Source organism: Gluconacetobacter brunescens, from assembly GCF_048695475.1.
Lineage (GTDB): Bacteria > Pseudomonadota > Alphaproteobacteria > Acetobacterales > Acetobacteraceae > Gluconacetobacter.
In genome coordinates this window covers 1,110,001-1,126,565 of sequence record NZ_JBLHEN010000002.1, presented here as the reverse complement: position 1 = coordinate 1,126,565, position 16,565 = coordinate 1,110,001, and the positions used below count along the sequence as shown (strand labels likewise).

Below are 16,565 nucleotides of genomic sequence, written 5' to 3'. Positions count from 1 at the left end.
ATGCTGCCTGTACTGATCTTTCCGCAATTCGATCCGGTCATGGTGCATGTGGGGCCGCTGGCCATCCGCTGGTACGCCATGGCCTATATCACCGCGCTGCTGGTCGGCTGGCGGCTGGTGCGCCATCTGGTCACCCTGACGCCGCGTGCCGCCACGCCCGAGCAGGTGGATGATTTTCTGACCTGGGCCACGTTGGGCGTCGTGCTGGGGGGGCGGGTGGGCTACATCCTGTTCTATCAGCCGCAGATCTATCTGGCGCATCCGCTGGCCGCGTTGGAAGTGTGGCATGGTGGGATGGCGTTCCATGGCGGGGCGCTGGGGGTGGTGGCGGCGCTGGCGCTGTTTGCCCGGCGCAACGGGCTGAGTTTTCTGGCGTTTTCCGACCGGGTGACCATCGTGGTGCCGATGGGGCTGGGGTTGGGCCGGGTCGCGAACTTCATCAACGGGGAATTGTGGGGCCGGGCCGCGCCGGCCGATCTGCCGTGGGCGATGATCTTTCCGCAGGCGGGGCCGGAGCCGCGTCATCCTTCGGAACTCTATGAGGCGCTGCTGGAAGGCGCGGTGCTGTTCACCGTCATGTGGCTGGTGGCGCGCAGCGAGCGGATTCGCGAGCGGCCGGGCTTTCTGGCCGGGCTGTTCCTGTTCGGCTATGCGGTGGCGCGCAGCTTCTGCGAGTTTTTCCGCGAGCCTGATGCGTTTATCGGGTTCCTGCCGTTCGGGACGACCATGGGGCAGCTTCTGTGCATTCCGATGGCGGTGGCCGGTGCCGGGCTGATGGCGCAGGCGATGCTGAAGCCGCCCTGCCCGGTGCTGATGCCGGTCGAGGCCGTGGAAGGCGAGCATCCGTGAACGGTGCCGCGCCGGAACGGCTGGACCGGTTCATGGCGCGGGCCAATGCGGCCTATTATGCCGGGCGCGATCCGTTTGCGGATTTCATTACCGCGCCGGAGATTTCGCAGATGTTCGGCGAGATCCTCGGCGCCTGGGTGGCCGTGACCTGGCAGGGGATGGGGCGGCCCGATCCGTTCCTCCTGGCCGAGGCCGGACCGGGGCGCGGGACGCTGATGGCCGACATGATGCGGTTGCTGGGACGGGTGGCGCCCGATTGCCATGGGGCCGCCCGGGTGCATCTGGTCGAGACCTCGTCCCGGCTGCGCGATGTGCAGCGTGCGGCGCTGGCGGGGCGGACGGCGCATCCGGTCGCGTGGCATGAGACGATCGCGGCGCTGCCCGATGGGCCGATGATCCTGCTGGCCAATGAATTTCTCGATGCCTTGCCGATCCGGCAGTTCGTGCGGACCGGGGCGGGATGGGACGAGCGGTTCGTGGACGGGGTGGGGTTTGTGACGCTGCCGGCCGTGGACCTGCCGGAGGGGCCGTTCGACCGGGCGGTGCCCGAGGGAGAGATTCTGGAGTGCTGCCCCGAGGCACTGGACGTGGCGCGGGGGGTGGCGGCACAGTTTGCCCGGTCGCCCGGTACGGCTTTGTTCATTGATTACGGGTATGACGGCGCGCTGTGGGGCGACACGTTGCAGGCGCTGCGCGATGGCGAGCCGGCCTGGCCGCTGGCCGATCCGGGGCTGGCCGACCTGACGGCGCATGTCGATTTCGCGGCCTTTGCCCGCGCGGCGGTGGGGGCCGTCTGTCATGGCAGCGTGACGCAGGGCGCGCTGCTGGCGGGGCTGGGCCTTTTTGCGCGGGCCGGGCAACTGGCGCGCAACCGGTCGCCGGTCGAAGCCCATGCCATTCATGATGCCGCCCAGCGGCTGGCGGCGCCCGACCGGATGGGGCGGCTGTTCAAGGCGCTGGCGATCACGTCGCCGGGGTTGCCCGTGCCGCCCGGTTTTGCCGTTGAACCGGTGGCCGGGACGCGCGGTGAGAAGGGAGAACGCCATGAGCCGTGAGGATATCGTACTGGCGAGCGGGACGATTCCGTCTGATGCGATCCTGCGTCATGGGCTGTTGGGCGGTGTGCCGCATGGGTTCTTTACCCGGCGGGGCGGGGTGTCGCAGGGGCCTTATGCCAGCCTGAACTGCTCGACCCGTTCGGGTGACGACCCGGCGGCGCTGGCGGAAAACCGGCGTCGGGTGGCGCGGGCCATCGGCGTGGCACCGGCGCATCTGCTGGGCGTGACGCAGGTTCATGGCGATGGGGTGGTGACGGTGACGGCGCCCTGGCCCGTCGGGCAGGGGGCGGCGGCGGACGCGATGGTGACCGATCGGCCGGGCCTGGCGCTGGGGGTGATTACCGCCGATTGCGGGCCGGTGCTGTTCGCTTCGGCGGACGGTTCGGTGGTGGGGGCGGCGCATGCCGGCTGGCGCGGGGCCGTGGGCGGCGTGCTGGAGGCGACGCTGGCGGCCATGGCGGCGCTGGGGGCGGGGGCTTCGACCGTGCGGGCGGTGGTGGGCCCCTGCATCGCGCGGGACAGTTACGAGGTGGGGGCGGACATGCGTGCGCAGGCGCTGGCGGCCGATCCGGCGGCGGACTCGTTCTTTCATGCCGGTCGGCGGGCGGAGCACTTTCAGTTCGACCTGGCGGGGTATTGCGTGGCGCGCCTGCGTGGGGCGGGCATCGGCGAGGCGGTGGCCCTGGGGGTGGATACGCTGGCCGACGAGGCGCGGTTCTTCAGCCATCGGCGCCGGACGCTGGCGGGGGGCGGGCCGATCGGGCATCAGATTTCGGTCATCGCGCCGGGTGGTGCTACAGGTCTGGCATGATTCGCGCGCTTTTTGTCCGTCGTCTTGCCGGGCTGGCCGGTGCGGCCAGTCTGCTGCTCCTGTCCGGGTGTCTGGACGTGCCCCATCCGTTTCGCGATCCGGGGCAGGTCGGGCGGTCGCTGGCCCGGAATGCGCCGCCCGCTCGGCTGGCGATCCCGCTGCCGACGACGGCGCTGCTGACGGACGCGGCCGCGCGGGAATGGAGCCGCGACATGGCCGCCGCCCTGCTGGAGCAGACGGTGCCGGCCATGGCCCAGCCCGTGCGCCCCGGCGACTGGTGGCTGCGGCTGGGGGCGGAGGCGCGGGGCGGGATGGTGGTCCCGACCTACAGCATCATGACGCCGGCTGGGGTGGTGCGGGGTTCCGGTGAGGGGGTGGGGGTTCCCGCTGCCGCCTGGGCTGCGGGCGATGTGGATGCGCTGCGCGAGTCCGCGCATCAGCTCGCGCTGGCGATCACGGGGGCCCTGACAGGTATTCAGGCCGACCAGATGGCGCAGGACCCGCATAGCCTGAAGCACCGTGCGGCGCGGATCTATTTTGCCGGGGTGAAGGGCGCGCCGGGCGACGGGAATGTGGCGCTGGCCCAGGCGTTCGTGGGCTCGCTGCGGGATGCCGAGGATGCGGTGCAGGATAATCCGCGCGATGCCGATTTTACCGTCTCCTGCGCGGTGACGGTCAGTGAGGTCATCCCCGGCGGTTCCGGTCATCCGCAGCAGCATCTGCAACTGGTCTGGCGGGTGGTGGATGCGCAGGGCAAGGAATCGGGGGCGGCCACGCAGCTTCACGATATCGACGCCCATTCGCTTGACGGGCATTGGGGCGAAGTCGCCCTCGCCGCCGCGCAAGAGGCGGCGGGTGGGGTGCGGCAGGTGATCTCGCGCTATTCGGGGCGGGATAATGCGCCGCTGCCGCCGCCTGCCGGGACGCCTGCTGGCGCGCCTTCTGTGGCGAAGACGCAACGGTCGGGCTGATCCCGCGCCTGCGGCATGGCCGGCATGCGCGATCGATACGCGAGACGGATGACAGGACGGGGCGTGGTTGCTAGAACCCGCGCGCCAGCCATGAGTGCGCCTTCCGGGAGCGTTGCCAGATGAAGATCGTCGCCTGTAACAGCAATTTGCCCCTGGCCGAGAAGGTGGCGGCGGAATTGCGGATGCCGCTGTGCAATGTCTCGGTCCGGCGCTTCGCGGACATGGAAGTCTTCGTCGAGATCCATGAGAACGTGCGTGGCGAGGATGTCTTCGTCATCCAGAGCACCTGCTCGCCCACCAATGACAATCTGATGGAACTGCTGATCATGCTCGACGCGCTGCGTCGCGGATCGGCGCGTCGGGTGACGGCGGTGATGCCGTATTTCGGCTATGCGCGGCAGGATCGCAAATCCGGCCCCCGCACGCCGATCAGCGCCAAGCTGGTGGCCAACCTGCTGGTCGAGGCCGGGGCGAACCGCATCCTGACGATGGATTTGCATGCGATGCAGATCCAGGGCTTCTTCGATATTCCGGTGGACAATCTCTATGCCGCGCCGCTGTTTACGCGCGATATCAAGGGGCGGATCGAGCCTGGTTCGCTGCCTTACGCGGCGCCCGCGCTGGATATCCCCGGCGGATTCGAGAACCTGATGATCGTCTCGCCCGATGTCGGCGGCGTGGTGCGTGCCCGGCAACTGGCGCAGCGGCTGAATGTGGACTTGGCCATCATCGACAAGCGGCGCGAGCGGGCCGGCGTGTCCGAGGTGATGAACGTGATCGGCGATGTGCGCGGCCGCTACTGCATCCTGGTCGACGATATCGTCGATAGCGGCGGATCGCTGTGCAATGCCGCCGTGGCGCTGATGAACGAGGGCGCGGTGGCGGTCGAGGCCTATGTGACCCATGGCGTGCTGACCGGCAGCGCGGTGTCGCGCATCGCGCAGTCGCCGATTCGCATGCTGACGCTGACCGACAGCATCGCCGCGACCGAGGCCGTGGCGAAGGCGGAGAATATCCGCCAGATCAGCACCGCCAACCTGCTGTCGCGCGCCATGCGCGCGGTGTCGGACGAGAGTTCGGTTTCCTCGCTGTTCGATTGAGGTCGCGCCCTCCGGATTGACCGGCGGGACGTGGACGACCTATCGGGGATGGATGAACCGACAGGAGCCTCCGGATATGACCACGCTGATCGCCCGGCCTTACTGGTATCTGCGTCATGGCGAGACGGACTGGAATGCCGAGGGGCGGTCGCAGGGGCGATCGGACATTCCCCTGAATGCGCGGGGCATCGCCCAGGCCGAGGCGGCCGGTGCGCTGCTGGCCCGGGACGAGGCCGCCTGTGCGCCGATCGCGCGGATCGTGGCCTCGCCGCTGATCCGGGCCCTGCGTACGGCGCAGATCGTGGCGCGGGCGATGGCCGCGCCGGGTGGGGAGCCGCTGCCGGTTGCCGTGGATGACGGGCTGCAGGAGGTCTGTTTCGGCGACCAGGAAGGCCAGCCGATGGGCCATTGGTACGATAGCTGGATTGCCGGAGAGTACACGCCGAACGGGGCCGAGCCGTTCGCTGAACTGCGGGCCCGGGCGGTGGCGGCCGTCAACCGGGCGCTGGATGGCGAGGGAACGGTGCTGATCGTCTGCCATGGGGCGATGTTCCGGGCCCTGCGGTCGGCGATGGGGCTGCCGGCCAATGTGCGCCTGCCCAATGCCACGCCGCTCTGGGTTCAGCCGCCGGTGTCGGGTGCGGCGGCGTGGAGCCTGGATGTGATGGGCTGAATTGCGGCCGGCTGGTGCCGAAATATTTGCCTCGGCCGGGCTTTTCCGTTAAACGCCCCCACGCGCGGGCACCCCTGGAGGCCTGCGTAAACAGGTTTTCAGGAGCATAACGTGACCCAATTTACGAAACTTGAGGCTTCTTCGCGCGCGAAGGCTGGTAAGGGGGCAGCGCGCGCGACGAGGCGTGCCGGTCAGGTGCCGGCCGTGATCTATGGTGCGAAGCAGGAACCGACGCTGATCGCGCTCGACCCCCGTCTGGTGCTGCGCGAGATGTACCAGGGTGGCTGGCGTTCGCGCGTGTACGACATCACCGTCGAAGGTGTGTCGTCGACCGCGCTGATGCGCGAAGTACAGCTGCACCCGGTGACCGACCAGCCGGTGCATGTCGACTTCCAGCGTCTGGCCGCCGGCGAGCGCGTGCATGTCGAAGTGCGCATCATCTTCACCGGTGAAGACAAGTCCCCCGGCATCAAGCGCGGTGGCGTGCTGAACATCGTTCGCCACAGCGTGGAAATCAGCGCCGATCCGGCGAACATTCCGTCCTCGTTCACGGTCGACCTGTCGCAGCTCGACATCCACGACAACGTGCGTTGGGACGATCTTCAGGGCACCGCGGATGTGACGCCGCTGCTGCAGATCCCGAACTTCGTCATCGCCACAGTCGCCGCGCCGAGCGTCGACGACACGCCGGCTCCGGCGGAAGCAGCCGCGGCTCCGGCCAAGGCGGCTCCGGCGAAGGGTGCGGCGAAGAAGTAAGGCGGCCCCAGGCGGCCAGACGACAGGGAACACGGAATGCTGCTCTGGACCGGGCTCGGTAATCCTGAGCCGGGAATGAGCCGGCATCGGCACAATGTCGGTTTCATGGCCGTCGACCGCATCGCGTCCCGCCATGGCTTCACGCCATGGCGGAAGCGCTTTCGCGGCGAGGTGGCCGAAGGGCGGGTGGGCACGCACAAGGTGCTGCTGCTCAAGCCCATGACCTACATGAATCTTTCAGGCGAAAGCGTTCAGCAGGCGGCGGCCTTCTACAAGATACCAGTCGAGTCCATCACCGCCTTCCATGACGAGCTGGACCTGGCGCCCGGTCGGGTGCGGGTGAAGCGCGGGGGCGGCGCGGCGGGGCATAATGGCCTGCGGTCGATGGACAGGATGCTGGGGAGCCAGGACTATTGGCGTGTACGTCTCGGCATCGGGCATCCTGGTGTGCGCGAGCGTGTGACGGGCCACGTTCTGGGTGATTTCTCGAAAAGCGATCAGGACTGGCTGGAGCCGATGCTCGACGGCCTGTCCGACACGGCGCCGGTCCTTGCGGACAGGAAGCCCGAACTATTCATGACCAGGATGGCCTTGCTGGCCGGGGAGAAGGGCTGATGGGGTTCAATTGCGGTATCGTGGGCCTGCCGAATGTCGGCAAGTCGACCCTGTTCAACGCCCTGACCGAGACGGCTTCGGCCCAGGCCGCGAATTATCCGTTCTGCACCATCGAGCCCAATGTGGGCCGGGTGGCGGTGCCGGACCCGCGTCTGGAAAAGCTGGCGGCGATCGGCAAGTCGCAGAAGATCCTGCCGACCAGCCTGGAATTCGTCGATATCGCCGGACTCGTGCGCGGGGCCTCGCGCGGGGAGGGGCTGGGCAACCAGTTCCTGGCCAATATCCGTGAGGTGGATGCGATCATCCACGTTCTGCGCTGTTTCGAGGATGACGACATCACGCATGTCGAAGGCGGGGTCGATCCGATCCGTGATGCCGAGATCATCGAGACCGAACTGATGCTGGCCGACCTGGACTCGCTGGAAAAGCGGATCGTGGCCCTTCAGAAGAAGGCGAAGGGCAATGACCGCGAGGCCGCCGCCCAGGTCGCGCTGATGGAACCGCTGATCGCGGCCCTGCGCGAGGGACAGCCGGCGCGGAAGGCGATTCCGGCGGGGCAGGAAGAGGCGGTGCGCCGCCTGCAACTGATGACCAGCAAGCCGGTCCTGTATGTCTGCAATGTCGAGGAAGCGTCTGCCGCCACCGGCAATGATTTCTCGAAGAAGGTGCAGGCCCGCGCGGAAGCTGAAGGGGCGGCCAGCGTGGTCGTTTCGGCGGCGATCGAGGCGGAGGTCAGCCAGTTGGGTGCCGAGGACCGCAAGGAATTCCTTGAAGGGCTGGGTCTGGCCGATAGTGGTCTGGATCGGGTGATTGCCGCCGGATATGGGCTGCTGGGGCTGCGGACCTATTTTACGGTTGGCCCCAAGGAAACTCGCGCCTGGACGATTACGGCCGGCACGCGCGCGCCGCAGGCGGCTGCCGTGATCCATAATGATTTCGAGCGTGGGTTCATCGCCTGCGAAACCGTCGCCTATGAGGATTACGTCCGTTATCAGGGCGAGGCTGGGGCCAAGGAAGCTGGCAAGCTGCGGATCGAAGGGCGGGATTATGTGGTGCAGGACGGAGACGTGCTGCTGTTCCGCTTCAACGTGTAAGCGTTTCTTCTTTTTCTGAAGAAAAAGAAGCAAAAAGACTTTTGATCTGTTCAGAGACATCGTTTGGCGCAAGCACAAGGCGCCTGAACGAATCAGAGTTTTTTGGTTCTTTTTTTCAAAAAAGAACGAGAAATGATCGCCCGGCTTTTTCTCCCCTTGCCCTCGCCGGGCGGACGGTTCGAAAATGACCCGTTATCGAGGCAGGGAGGCCGGTCATGAACGCAGTTACGTCCGTCATGGAAGCACAGGGCCAGTGGGTCCCGGCCATGCCGGAACTGGCTGCGCGGGCCCGGGCTGCTGCGCGGATTCTGGCGCGGAGTGCGTCCGAGACGCGCAATGCCGCTTTGCGCCATGCCGCTGCCGCGCTGCGTGAGCGGCAGGCGGAGATCCTGGCGGCGAATGCGCTTGATCTTGAAGCCTCGACTGCGAGTGCGGCGTTTCGCGATCGGCTGACCTTGACCCCGGCGCGGGTCGAGGCGATGGCGGCGGGGCTGGAGGATGTGGCGGAGCTGCCCGATCCCGTCGGGCGGGTGCTGGCGGAGTGGACGCGGCCCAACGGGTTGCGGATCAGCCGGGTGGCGACGCCGGTCGGCGTGATCGGCATGATCTATGAAAGCCGCCCCAATGTGGGGGCCGATGCGGCGGGCCTGTGCATCAAGTCGGGCAATGCGGTGATCCTGCGCGGTGGGTCGGAAAGCCTGCATAGCGCGCGGGCCATTCATGGGGCGATGGTGGCGGGCCTGCGGGCTGCCGGGTTGCCGGAGGCGGCGGTGCAGATCGCGCCGGATGCCGATCGGCGCCATGTGGCGGATATGCTGGGGGCGGCCGGGCTGATCGACCTGATCATTCCCCGTGGCGGCAAGTCGCTGGTCGAGCGCGTGCAGCGCGAGGCGCGGGTGCCTGTGCTCGCGCATGCCGAGGGGCTCTGCCACACCTATGTCCATGAAGCCGCCGATCCGGAGATGGCGCGGGGGCTGGTGGTCAATGCCAAGATGCGCCGGACGGGGATCTGCGGAGCGACCGAGACGCTGCTGATCGACGCCTCGGTGGCGTCGGCGCTGTTGCCGGGGATTGTGGCCGATCTGGCGGCGAAGGGGTGCGCCTTCAAGGCGGATGCGCGGGCGCGGGCGATCCTGCCGGATCTGCCGGCGGCCAGCGAGGCGGATTTCGCCACTGAATGGCTGGATGCGATCCTGTCGATCGCGGTGGTGGATGGCGTGGATGACGCGCTGGCGCATATCGCGCGCTTCGGCAGCGCGCATACCGAGGCGATCGTGACCGAGGATGCCGAGGTCGCGGCGCGTTTCCTGAACGGTACCGACAGTGCGGTGGTGATGTGGAACGCCTCGACCCAGTTCTGTGATGGGGGGGAATTCGGCTTCGGGGCGGAAATCGGCATTGCCACCGGGCGCTTCCATGCGCGGGGGCCGGTCGGGCTGGAGCAGTTGACGACCTTCCGGTACGAAGTGGTGGGAACGGGCCAGCAGCGTCCCTGATTGTGACATCGCTTCCGGTTTGGGGAGACGGGCGGCGGATTCGGGTCGGTCTTCTCGGGGGATCGTTCAATCCGGTTCATGTCGGGCATCTGCAACTGGCGCAGCGGGCGTTGCGGCTGTTGCGGCTGGATCAGGTCTGGCTGATGGTCTCGCCGGGGAATCCGTTGAAACCGGCCAGGGGGATGGCGCCGCTTGCGGTGCGGTTGGCCGGGGTGGCGGCGAAGGTCGATGGGCGGCGTATCATCGCCACCGATATCGAGCGGCATCTCGGCACGCGCTATACGGTCGATACGCTGGCGTTGCTGCGGCTGCGTTTTCCCAATGTGGAATTCGTCTGGCTGATGGGGGCGGACGGGCTGGCGGAACTGCCGCGCTGGCGGCGCTGGCGGCGCATCGTCGCGATGGTGCCGTTCGCGGTGCTGCCCCGGCCGTCCTACAATCCGGCGGCGCTTCGGGGGCAGGCGGCGCTGGCGCTCGGCCGGTGGCGGCGGCCGGCGCGGGAGGCGCCGATCCTGGCGGATTGCGCGCCGTGCGCCTGGGCCTTTCTTCCTGCCCCGCAGATCGGTATATCAGCAACGGAATTGCGTGCCACTGCGTTGGAGCGTGCGTTGGCGCGGCAAGGTGATCCCGCACGGAATGCAGCAGGAGTAAGAGTCATCGCCAGGAAGCCTCCGGCCGATACGGGTACCACTCGTCGCACGGCACCCAAGAAGACAGCCGGCACGACCGGCAGGAAGACAACGGCCGGACTGGCCGCGGTGCCGGGTGCGGCACGGGCGCCGGGTACGCCGCGCAAGAAGGCGGCCGTTGCCGGCCCCGGCAAGGCGGTGAACCGCGAGCCGGCGGAAATCAGCAAGCTGGAAAAATATCTCTCCGTCATCACCGAGAGCCTGGCCGACGACAAGGGCGAGGATATCGTGGTGCTGGACCTGACGGGGCGTGCGTCGTTCGCCGACCGGATGGTGATCGCCACCGGTATCGCCGACCGGCAGATCTCGGCCATGGCCACGCATCTGGAGCGCAAGCTGGGTGAGGCGGGGCTGAAGCGGGTGCTGATCGAGGGCGCGAATGGCTCCGACTGGGTGCTGATCGATGCCGGCGATATCGTCGTGCATCTGTTCAAGACCGAGGCCCGGGCCCAGTACGGCCTGGAGCGCATGTGGGGGGCCGATCTCGACGTGCCGCCCGGCGGGACGCCGGAGGCCGAGTAGGACGCGACCCGATGATGCGGCTGATCGCTGTCGGGCGCATGAAGGACCGTGTCGACCGCGACCTGTTCCAGCGTTATGCCGAACGGCTGACGCCGAAGCTGGAGATGGTCGAGGTCGCGGAAGGCAGGGGTGCCGCTGCGGAAATCAAGCGGCGCGAAGGGCAGGCGCTGCTCTCCGCCCTGCCTGACCGGGCGTTTGTCATTGCGCTGGACGAGGGTGGACGGGCGCATGCCAGCCTGGAGTTCGCCCGGCATGTCGAGCGCTGGCTGGGCCTGTCACGGCCGGTCTGTTTCCTGATCGGGGGGGCGGAAGGGCTGGATGGGCCAGTGCTGGCGCGTGCCGATGATACGCTCTCGCTCGGGCCCATGACGTGGCCGCACATGCTGGTGCGGGGGTTGCTGGCCGAGCAGCTTTATCGGGCGCGGGCGATTGCGTCAGGGCATCCCTACCACCGCGCCGGACGCCCCTGAAAATCCTGCTTGGAAATGCGCGCTGGTGGCGATCCGACGCGCGTTTCCTGCGCTCCGGTGCTCACGGCCATTTAGGCCGCTCCGCGTCGGTAATCGGAAACGCACGACGGGCGCGCCGCTTCGCGGCGCTCTCGCTCACCAGCCCACATTTCCAAGCAGGATTTTGGTGTGTGCGTTGGTTATGAGGGTGTTTGAAAAAGGGCTGCTCGCGCCGAGGCTCTGCAACACATGACGGGCGTGCGCTTGGCGATAAGCTCGCTCGCAGCCCGCATTTCCAAACAGACCTTGAGAGTCTGAATGTTATGCGCGGCGGCGGGGATCCGTCTGCGTTTCGATCAGGTTCTTAGCGAATGGAACGGTTCGGGGCGTCTTCGCGGAAGGCGTGGCCGTAGGTGACGCGGGGCAGGGTATCGGGAGCCTCGGCGACTTCGGTCGTCCGCATCGGATGGCGCAGGTCGCTCGGGGCATTGTTGATGGTCTGCGGCACCGAACGCTCGCTGCTGGCGGTCATGATGCGGCCGCTGGTGTCCGGACGCGAATAGATGAAGCCGTAGGTGGGATAGATGCTGCCATAGGCCCCGTTCTGGCCCAGTGCGACGCGAACCGCCGTCCAGTCATTGTTGGGCGAAACGTCGATCACCGACACGTTGCGGCTGATGCCCCGCTGGGCCCAGTGCGACTGGTCGATCACGATGGTGCGGCTGTCGACAATCTGGCGGACGACCGCGACATGGCCCAGCGGCATGCGGCGGTTGGCGCGGAAATTCAGGATGCTGCCGGATTCGGGGGCCGCACCACGGGCATAGACACCAGAGGCATTGTACCACCAGTTGGCCGCATTTCCATGCAGCATGACATCGGACGCCGACTTGGCGAAGGCCACGCACTGGATGACATGGCCGGTTTCATGGTGCCTGCCGCGACGGAACGCCACATGGTGCCCGTGCTGCACGGCGTGTACCGCGTGAACGGCATGCGTGGCATGATGAACCGGCCGGTGCGTATTCGCATCAGCCTTGGTGGAGAAGACGAGGCCCAGGGACGCCGCTGCTACAGAAAAGAGGAACGCACGTCCCAAACCACCTGCCCGCATCCTACAAGACCTCACACGCACTGTCGTTGCCCAACAGGGGTAGCAATGACGCTGCAACCCTGACAAGACGGCGCCGCATTTCTCATGCGGCATTGATGACATTTTCAGAAAACGGCGTGCCTGAATCCAGAAAATAGGAATATATTCCTCATTGAAAAACGCAGGCCACGGTTATTCAATGAAAAATGGAGATTGTGGGGAGGCGAGGGAACGGACGGTCCAGGGCATTGGAAGGGGAATCGGAATCGGGACCCGTTGCATAAAAGCGACATCCGGTGTGGCCGGTGGGCCCCGTTTCCGGGTGAATCGAGAGGCTTACTTGGTGCAGATCAGCATGATCTCGACCAGGACGTCCGGGCTGGCCATCGTGGCCTGGACGCAGGCGCGGGCCGGAGCGCCATCCTTCGGCAGCCAGGCGGACCACAGGACGTTCAGCGCGTCGCGGTCGGCGATGTCCTTCAGCCAGATCTGGGCCTGGAGTAGGCGGGTCTTGTCGGTGCCGTGCAGTTCCAGCGCTTCGTCGATCTGCTCCAGAATATCGCGCGTCTGGGCGGAGACGTCGCCCTTCAGGTCGCGCGCGACGAAACCCTGGGTGAACAGGAAGCCGTGATATTCCACGACCTTGGACAGGATCGCGTTCGGTTCCGTGCGGATGATCTTGCTCATTGGGGCCAGTCCTTCATGTTGGCGGCCACCGGGGCCGCGCATGCCCTTCTCCGACACCGGGTCGGGGCCAGTCAACCGCCCTGCGACAGTGCCGACGCGGCGAACCGTTCGAGCCGGGCGGGGGTGTCGAAATCCTCATGGATCGTCTCGTCGGCCGGCACGATGGCGGCTTGCGGGCCGAGTGCGCGGATCAGCACGCCGGCGCCACGGTCGCCCTCCAGGGTCATCAGTCGCGGGATCATCGTCCGGTCCCACAGGACGGGGTGGCCCTGCCGTCCGTCGTGAAAGGGGATCGTTACGGGCGGGCTATCATGCCGATGGCGGGCGATCAGCCGGTCGATCAGGTCGGGGCGGAGGGTCGGCATGTCACCCAGGCAGATCAGCACGGCTTCGGGTGGGGGCTCCGCGATCGCTTGCAGTCCGGCGCGCAGGCTGGCGGACAGGCCCATTGCGTGGTCGGCCGCGATGATCATGCTCAGCGGCCGGGCGTAGGGCGCGTGGTCGGTGATCGCGTTCCGCAGGTCCGCCGCGCGGTGGCCCAGCACGACGACGACACGGTCGATCGTGCTGGCGCATATGGCGTGGAGGGTGCGGGCGATCATCGGCATGCCGGTGGCGTCGGCGGTCAGCAGCTTGTGGTGCGGGGCCGACCGTGACGACCGGCCGGCGGCCAGCACCAGCGCGATGACGGGGGCTGCGGTCGGGGTCATGTCCAGCCGGAATGGTGGCCCAGGGCTGCGTCGCGGCGCACCGCCACGATCTCGGCCAGAATCGACAGGGCGATCTCGGGCGCGCCGATCGCGCCGATCGCCAGTCCGACCGGGCCGTGGATACGCGCTGTCCGCTCGGGGCCGATACCGTCTTCTGCCAGCCGATCCAGTCGTGATGCCTGGGTTTTGCGCGACCCCAGCGCACCTATATAGAAGGCCGGGCTCTGCAAGGCCGTGCGCAGGGTCGGATCGTCCAGCTTGGCGTCGTGGGTCAGGGTGACGATTGCGGTGTGGGTGTCGATGGCAAGGGTTTCCAGGGCCTCGTCCGGCCATTCGGTGACCAGTGCGATGCCGGGGAAGCGTTCCGGGGTGGCCAGTTGGGTGCGGGGGTCGATGACGGTCACCGCGAAGCCCATCGTCGTCGCCAGCGGTGCCAGGACCTGTGCGATATGGACCGCGCCGACGATCAGCAGCCGATAGGGCGCCGTCAGCAGATGCAGGAACCAGGATTCGCCCTCCGCGCCGGTAATGCGGCGGCTGCGGCCATCGCGGAAGGCTTGCTCCAGGGCCGGGAGCAGGGAGGGCTCGATCGATCCGCCGGCAATGCGCGTCAACGCGCCCGTGGTCGTGCGGGTGACCAGCGCGTGGTGCATGTCGGAGAGACGTGTCGCCAGTAACGCGGGTTTGCGCTGGTGTCGCAGATCGACCGCCGCGCGCAATGTCGGCATGGGCAGGGTGCCGCCCGGGCCGACTGCTTCCACCAGCACATCCAGTTCACCGCCGCAGGCCAGGCCGACCGACCAGGCCTGTTCCGATGTCACGCCATAGGACAGCAGGTTGGGGCGGCCATCCTGCATCGCGGTCATGGCCGCATCGAGGACGGATGCCTCGACGCAGCCGCCGCTGACCGATCCTTCGATGCGTCCGTCGCCATTGACCGCCATCATGCTGCCGGGCGGTCGGGGGGAACTGCCCCACGCGCCGATGACGGTGGCCAGTGCCGCCGACTGTCCGTTCTCGGCCCAGGCGAGGGCCAGGTCCAGCGGATCATGAAGGAGGGGCTGCGGCATCATGTCCGTCACTCTATCATTGTGGATATAGACAGGCCAGCAGCCGCGCCGCAGGGCGGTCTTGCTCCACCGGCCGTCGGCTCGTACACAACGGAAACCTCCGGCGTCTGGTCCGGGGCAGGGGTTGGAAAGCGGCCCTGGACCCGTCCGCGCGGCGCGTAAGGCTAGGAGTCGCCATTATGTCGTTGTCTTCCACTGCGGATCTGGCCGGGCTGGAACTGGCCGTCGTGCCGGTCACCGCCTTCGGGCAGAATTGTTCGATCCTGTGGGATCCCGCCACGCGCCATGCGGTGGTGGTCGATCCGGGCGGTGATGTTCCTGTCCTGCTGCATGCGCTTGCGGCGCGTGACCTGACGGTGGATTGCATCCTGCTGACGCATGGTCATCTGGACCATGCGGGTGGGGCGGATGCGTTGCGGAATGAACTGGTCCGGCTTCAGGGCGGAACGGTGCCGATCATCGGGCCGGATGCGCGGGATGCGTTCCTGCTGTCCGACATCGCGGCGCAGGCGGCCCGGTACGGGCTGACGGGCATGGGCAATGTGACGGTGGACCGCTATGTGACCGATGGCGAAATCCTGCCGGTGCTGGGCCGGTCGCTCGCGGTGCTGCATGTTCCCGGCCATACGCCGGGCCATGTGGTGTTCCATGACCCCAAGGCTGGTTTTGCCTTTGTGGGGGATACCTTGTTTCGTGGATCGGTCGGACGCACCGATTTTCCTTATGGCAATGGTCCGCAACTGATTCAGGCCATTACGGATCGTCTGCTGCCGCTGGGCGACGCGGTGACGATTCTGCCCGGTCATGGGGATATGACCACGATCGGTGCCGAACGGCGCAGCAACCCGTTCCTGCGGTGATGTCGCCGGCAAACAGAAGAGGGCAATGGATGATGTGGGATATGCGCATGTGTGCCGCGGCGTGCGGCCTGGTTGTGGCGCTGGCCGGAGGGCAACTGATCGGGAGCGCGCATGCCCAGGTCGGGGATGACACGCCGACCAAGGCGCAGGCGGAATTGCCGCGTGAGAACCTGACCATTACGGGCGCGAACGGGACGAAGCACGTCTTCTCCGTCGAACTGGCCACCACCCCGCGCCAGCAGCGGGTGGGCGAGATGTTCCGGACGTCGGTGCCTGCCGATCGCGGCATGCTGTTCGTCTGGCCCTATCCGCAGCAGAGCGACATGTGGATGGAAAATACGCTGGTGTCGCTGGATATCGTCTTTATCGGCGAGGATGGGCGGATTTCGGCGATTGCCGAAAATGCCGTGCCACAGAGTCTGGCACGGATCAGCAGTCATGGACCCGCACGCGCGACGCTGGAATTACAGGGTGGCCTGACTGAAAAGCTCGGCATCGTTGTCGGCGACAAGGTGGAGAGCAAGGCGCTCACGGCTCCGACGGGCTGAAGAACTGTCTGCAAGGCCGTTCCGCTGGTAGTAGCCTTGCGTTTCTTGTGCTTCGGTGGGGCCGGTCATCAAAACCGTTCCGCACCGGGGCCTGAAGACGCGGGGACGTATGCTGCCGTACGACACGGCAGGTTTTCGAGCCGCCCCCCGTGCATGTTCGCCCGGATCCATGATTGGGACGGGGGGAATCTATGAGCCTGCCTCCGGCGTGAGGTGATTGCTGTCCGTGGGCATGGAGTGGGTCGCACTCTCTTATTCCGGCAATGTTGCGGCGGTCTGTTGGGACCGGTTCTGCCATCCCGGTAATAGCCTGACCTGATTCGCGTCGTTGATGGCGCGATGTTTCCTGCGGTCACGACCGGTGTAAACGTTTTGTACGTCACGGGGGTGGGGCGCCCTTATGCCGGCCGAGATACCGGTCTTTCATGATCGATTATCGACGGACTGGCGGTGACGGCGGATCTGGTGCTCCCACGCGCGGCTTTTCTCTGGCATGAGTCGGGCGTTGGTCTAT

Annotated in this window: 18 protein-coding genes and 1 pseudogene; 15 read left to right on the top strand and 4 right to left on the bottom strand. The window is 66.9% G+C overall.

Annotated elements, in window-relative coordinates:
* The 13 genes and pseudogenes from lgt (at position 1) to ACMAUO_RS17330 (ending at position 11,104) form a co-directional block, all read left to right on the top strand.
* A complete protein-coding gene (lgt, locus tag ACMAUO_RS17390; protein ID WP_420358144.1) occupies positions 1 to 849 on the top strand; it encodes a prolipoprotein diacylglyceryl transferase in 849 nt (282 codons plus the stop codon).
* A gap of 32 nt (positions 850 to 881) precedes the next feature.
* The gene (locus tag ACMAUO_RS17385) at positions 882 to 1,904 is read left to right on the top strand and encodes a class I SAM-dependent methyltransferase (protein WP_420358314.1); all 1,023 of its coding nucleotides are present in this window, start codon (positions 882 to 884) and stop codon (positions 1,902 to 1,904) included.
* Positions 1,894 to 2,718, top strand: a complete 825-nt coding sequence (gene pgeF / locus ACMAUO_RS17380; RefSeq protein ID WP_420358143.1) for a peptidoglycan editing factor PgeF — start codon at positions 1,894 to 1,896, stop codon at positions 2,716 to 2,718. Before ACMAUO_RS17385 ends, pgeF begins: the two co-directional genes overlap by 11 nt.
* A complete protein-coding gene (locus tag ACMAUO_RS17375; RefSeq protein ID WP_420358142.1) occupies positions 2,715 to 3,689 on the top strand; it encodes a hypothetical protein in 975 nt (324 codons plus the stop codon). Before pgeF ends, ACMAUO_RS17375 begins: the two co-directional genes overlap by 4 nt.
* A gap of 119 nt (positions 3,690 to 3,808) precedes the next feature.
* Complete coding sequence (locus tag ACMAUO_RS17370) at positions 3,809 to 4,789, top strand: ribose-phosphate pyrophosphokinase (RefSeq protein WP_420358141.1); 981 nt, start codon at positions 3,809 to 3,811, stop codon at positions 4,787 to 4,789.
* Between the two features lie 76 nt (positions 4,790 to 4,865).
* Positions 4,866 to 5,462, top strand: coding sequence for a histidine phosphatase family protein (locus ACMAUO_RS17365; RefSeq protein WP_420358140.1), 597 nt, complete (start codon positions 4,866 to 4,868; stop codon positions 5,460 to 5,462).
* Between the two features lie 111 nt (positions 5,463 to 5,573).
* Entirely contained in the window at positions 5,574 to 6,218 is a 645-nt protein-coding gene (locus ACMAUO_RS17360; RefSeq protein WP_420358139.1) for a 50S ribosomal protein L25/general stress protein Ctc, read from the top strand.
* A gap of 36 nt (positions 6,219 to 6,254) precedes the next feature.
* Positions 6,255 to 6,833 (top strand): aminoacyl-tRNA hydrolase, encoded by a 579-nt coding sequence (gene pth / locus ACMAUO_RS17355; RefSeq protein ID WP_420358138.1) that lies wholly within the window; start codon positions 6,255 to 6,257, stop codon positions 6,831 to 6,833.
* Positions 6,833 to 7,927: a redox-regulated ATPase YchF gene (gene ychF, locus ACMAUO_RS17350; protein ID WP_420358137.1), complete on the top strand. Its 1,095-nt coding sequence runs from the start codon at positions 6,833 to 6,835 to the stop codon at positions 7,925 to 7,927. Before pth ends, ychF begins: the two co-directional genes overlap by 1 nt.
* A gap of 236 nt (positions 7,928 to 8,163) precedes the next feature.
* A complete protein-coding gene (locus tag ACMAUO_RS17345) occupies positions 8,164 to 9,423 on the top strand; it encodes a glutamate-5-semialdehyde dehydrogenase (RefSeq protein WP_420358313.1) in 1,260 nt (419 codons plus the stop codon).
* Positions 9,424 to 9,425: 2 nt separating this feature from the next.
* Positions 9,426 to 10,028, top strand: a pseudogene (locus tag ACMAUO_RS17340) (nicotinate-nucleotide adenylyltransferase); the annotation flags it as partial.
* A 144-nt stretch (positions 10,029 to 10,172) separates the two neighbouring features.
* Entirely contained in the window at positions 10,173 to 10,634 is a 462-nt protein-coding gene (rsfS, locus tag ACMAUO_RS17335) for a ribosome silencing factor (protein ID WP_420358312.1), read from the top strand.
* A 14-nt stretch (positions 10,635 to 10,648) separates the two neighbouring features.
* On the top strand, positions 10,649 to 11,104 hold the full coding sequence (locus ACMAUO_RS17330) for a 23S rRNA (pseudouridine(1915)-N(3))-methyltransferase RlmH (protein WP_420358311.1): 456 nt from the start codon (positions 10,649 to 10,651) through the stop codon (positions 11,102 to 11,104).
* Between the two features lie 343 nt (positions 11,105 to 11,447).
* Here the strand turns inward: ACMAUO_RS17330 and ACMAUO_RS17325 are convergent, their stop codons facing one another.
* The 4 genes from ACMAUO_RS17325 to ACMAUO_RS17310 all read right to left on the bottom strand — a co-directional run bounded on the left by ACMAUO_RS17325 (position 11,448) and on the right by ACMAUO_RS17310 (position 14,643).
* Entirely contained in the window at positions 11,448 to 12,197 is a 750-nt protein-coding gene (locus ACMAUO_RS17325; protein WP_420358136.1) for a CHAP domain-containing protein, read from the bottom strand.
* Between the two features lie 315 nt (positions 12,198 to 12,512).
* The gene (locus tag ACMAUO_RS17320) at positions 12,513 to 12,863 is read right to left on the bottom strand and encodes a RidA family protein (RefSeq protein WP_114729578.1); all 351 of its coding nucleotides are present in this window, start codon (positions 12,861 to 12,863) and stop codon (positions 12,513 to 12,515) included.
* Between the two features lie 71 nt (positions 12,864 to 12,934).
* Entirely contained in the window at positions 12,935 to 13,573 is a 639-nt protein-coding gene (locus ACMAUO_RS17315) for a nucleotidyltransferase family protein (protein ID WP_420358135.1), read from the bottom strand.
* Positions 13,570 to 14,643 (bottom strand): XdhC family protein, encoded by a 1,074-nt coding sequence (locus ACMAUO_RS17310; protein ID WP_420358310.1) that lies wholly within the window; start codon positions 14,641 to 14,643, stop codon positions 13,570 to 13,572. Before ACMAUO_RS17310 ends, ACMAUO_RS17315 begins: the two co-directional genes overlap by 4 nt.
* 179 nt (positions 14,644 to 14,822) lie before the next feature.
* Between ACMAUO_RS17310 and ACMAUO_RS17305 the strand changes: the two genes are divergently transcribed.
* Positions 14,823 to 15,503: an MBL fold metallo-hydrolase gene (locus ACMAUO_RS17305; protein WP_420358134.1), complete on the top strand. Its 681-nt coding sequence runs from the start codon at positions 14,823 to 14,825 to the stop codon at positions 15,501 to 15,503.
* A 32-nt stretch (positions 15,504 to 15,535) separates the two neighbouring features.
* Entirely contained in the window at positions 15,536 to 16,051 is a 516-nt protein-coding gene (locus tag ACMAUO_RS17300; protein WP_420358309.1) for a DUF192 domain-containing protein, read from the top strand.
* Positions 16,052 to 16,565: the final 514 nt, after the last annotated feature.

Excerpts from the sequence above, each read along its gene's own strand:
- ACMAUO_RS17305 (WP_420358134.1), top strand. The coding sequence starts at position 14,823 with ATGTCGTTGTCTTCCACTGCGGATCTGGCCGGGCTGGAACTGGCCGTC.
- ychF (WP_420358137.1), top strand. The coding sequence starts at position 6,833 with ATGGGGTTCAATTGCGGTATCGTGGGCCTGCCGAATGTCGGCAAGTCG.
- ACMAUO_RS17370 (WP_420358141.1), top strand. The coding sequence starts at position 3,809 with ATGAAGATCGTCGCCTGTAACAGCAATTTGCCCCTGGCCGAGAAGGTG.
- ACMAUO_RS17345 (WP_420358313.1), top strand. The coding sequence starts at position 8,164 with ATGGAAGCACAGGGCCAGTGGGTCCCGGCCATGCCGGAACTGGCTGCG.
- ACMAUO_RS17385 (WP_420358314.1), top strand. The coding sequence starts at position 882 with ATGGCGCGGGCCAATGCGGCCTATTATGCCGGGCGCGATCCGTTTGCG.
- ACMAUO_RS17365 (WP_420358140.1), top strand. The coding sequence starts at position 4,866 with ATGACCACGCTGATCGCCCGGCCTTACTGGTATCTGCGTCATGGCGAG.
- ACMAUO_RS17375 (WP_420358142.1), top strand. The coding sequence starts at position 2,715 with ATGATTCGCGCGCTTTTTGTCCGTCGTCTTGCCGGGCTGGCCGGTGCG.
- ACMAUO_RS17300 (WP_420358309.1), top strand. The coding sequence starts at position 15,536 with ATGTGGGATATGCGCATGTGTGCCGCGGCGTGCGGCCTGGTTGTGGCG.
- lgt (WP_420358144.1), top strand. The coding sequence starts at position 1 with ATGCTGCCTGTACTGATCTTTCCGCAATTCGATCCGGTCATGGTGCAT.
- ACMAUO_RS17315 (WP_420358135.1), bottom strand. The coding sequence starts at position 13,573 with ATGACCCCGACCGCAGCCCCCGTCATCGCGCTGGTGCTGGCCGCCGGC.
- ACMAUO_RS17320 (WP_114729578.1), bottom strand. The coding sequence starts at position 12,863 with ATGAGCAAGATCATCCGCACGGAACCGAACGCGATCCTGTCCAAGGTC.
- pth (WP_420358138.1), top strand. The coding sequence starts at position 6,255 with ATGCTGCTCTGGACCGGGCTCGGTAATCCTGAGCCGGGAATGAGCCGG.
- ACMAUO_RS17330 (WP_420358311.1), top strand. The coding sequence starts at position 10,649 with ATGCGGCTGATCGCTGTCGGGCGCATGAAGGACCGTGTCGACCGCGAC.
- pgeF (WP_420358143.1), top strand. The coding sequence starts at position 1,894 with ATGAGCCGTGAGGATATCGTACTGGCGAGCGGGACGATTCCGTCTGAT.
- ACMAUO_RS17310 (WP_420358310.1), bottom strand. The coding sequence starts at position 14,643 with ATGCCGCAGCCCCTCCTTCATGATCCGCTGGACCTGGCCCTCGCCTGG.
- ACMAUO_RS17325 (WP_420358136.1), bottom strand. The coding sequence starts at position 12,197 with ATGCGGGCAGGTGGTTTGGGACGTGCGTTCCTCTTTTCTGTAGCAGCG.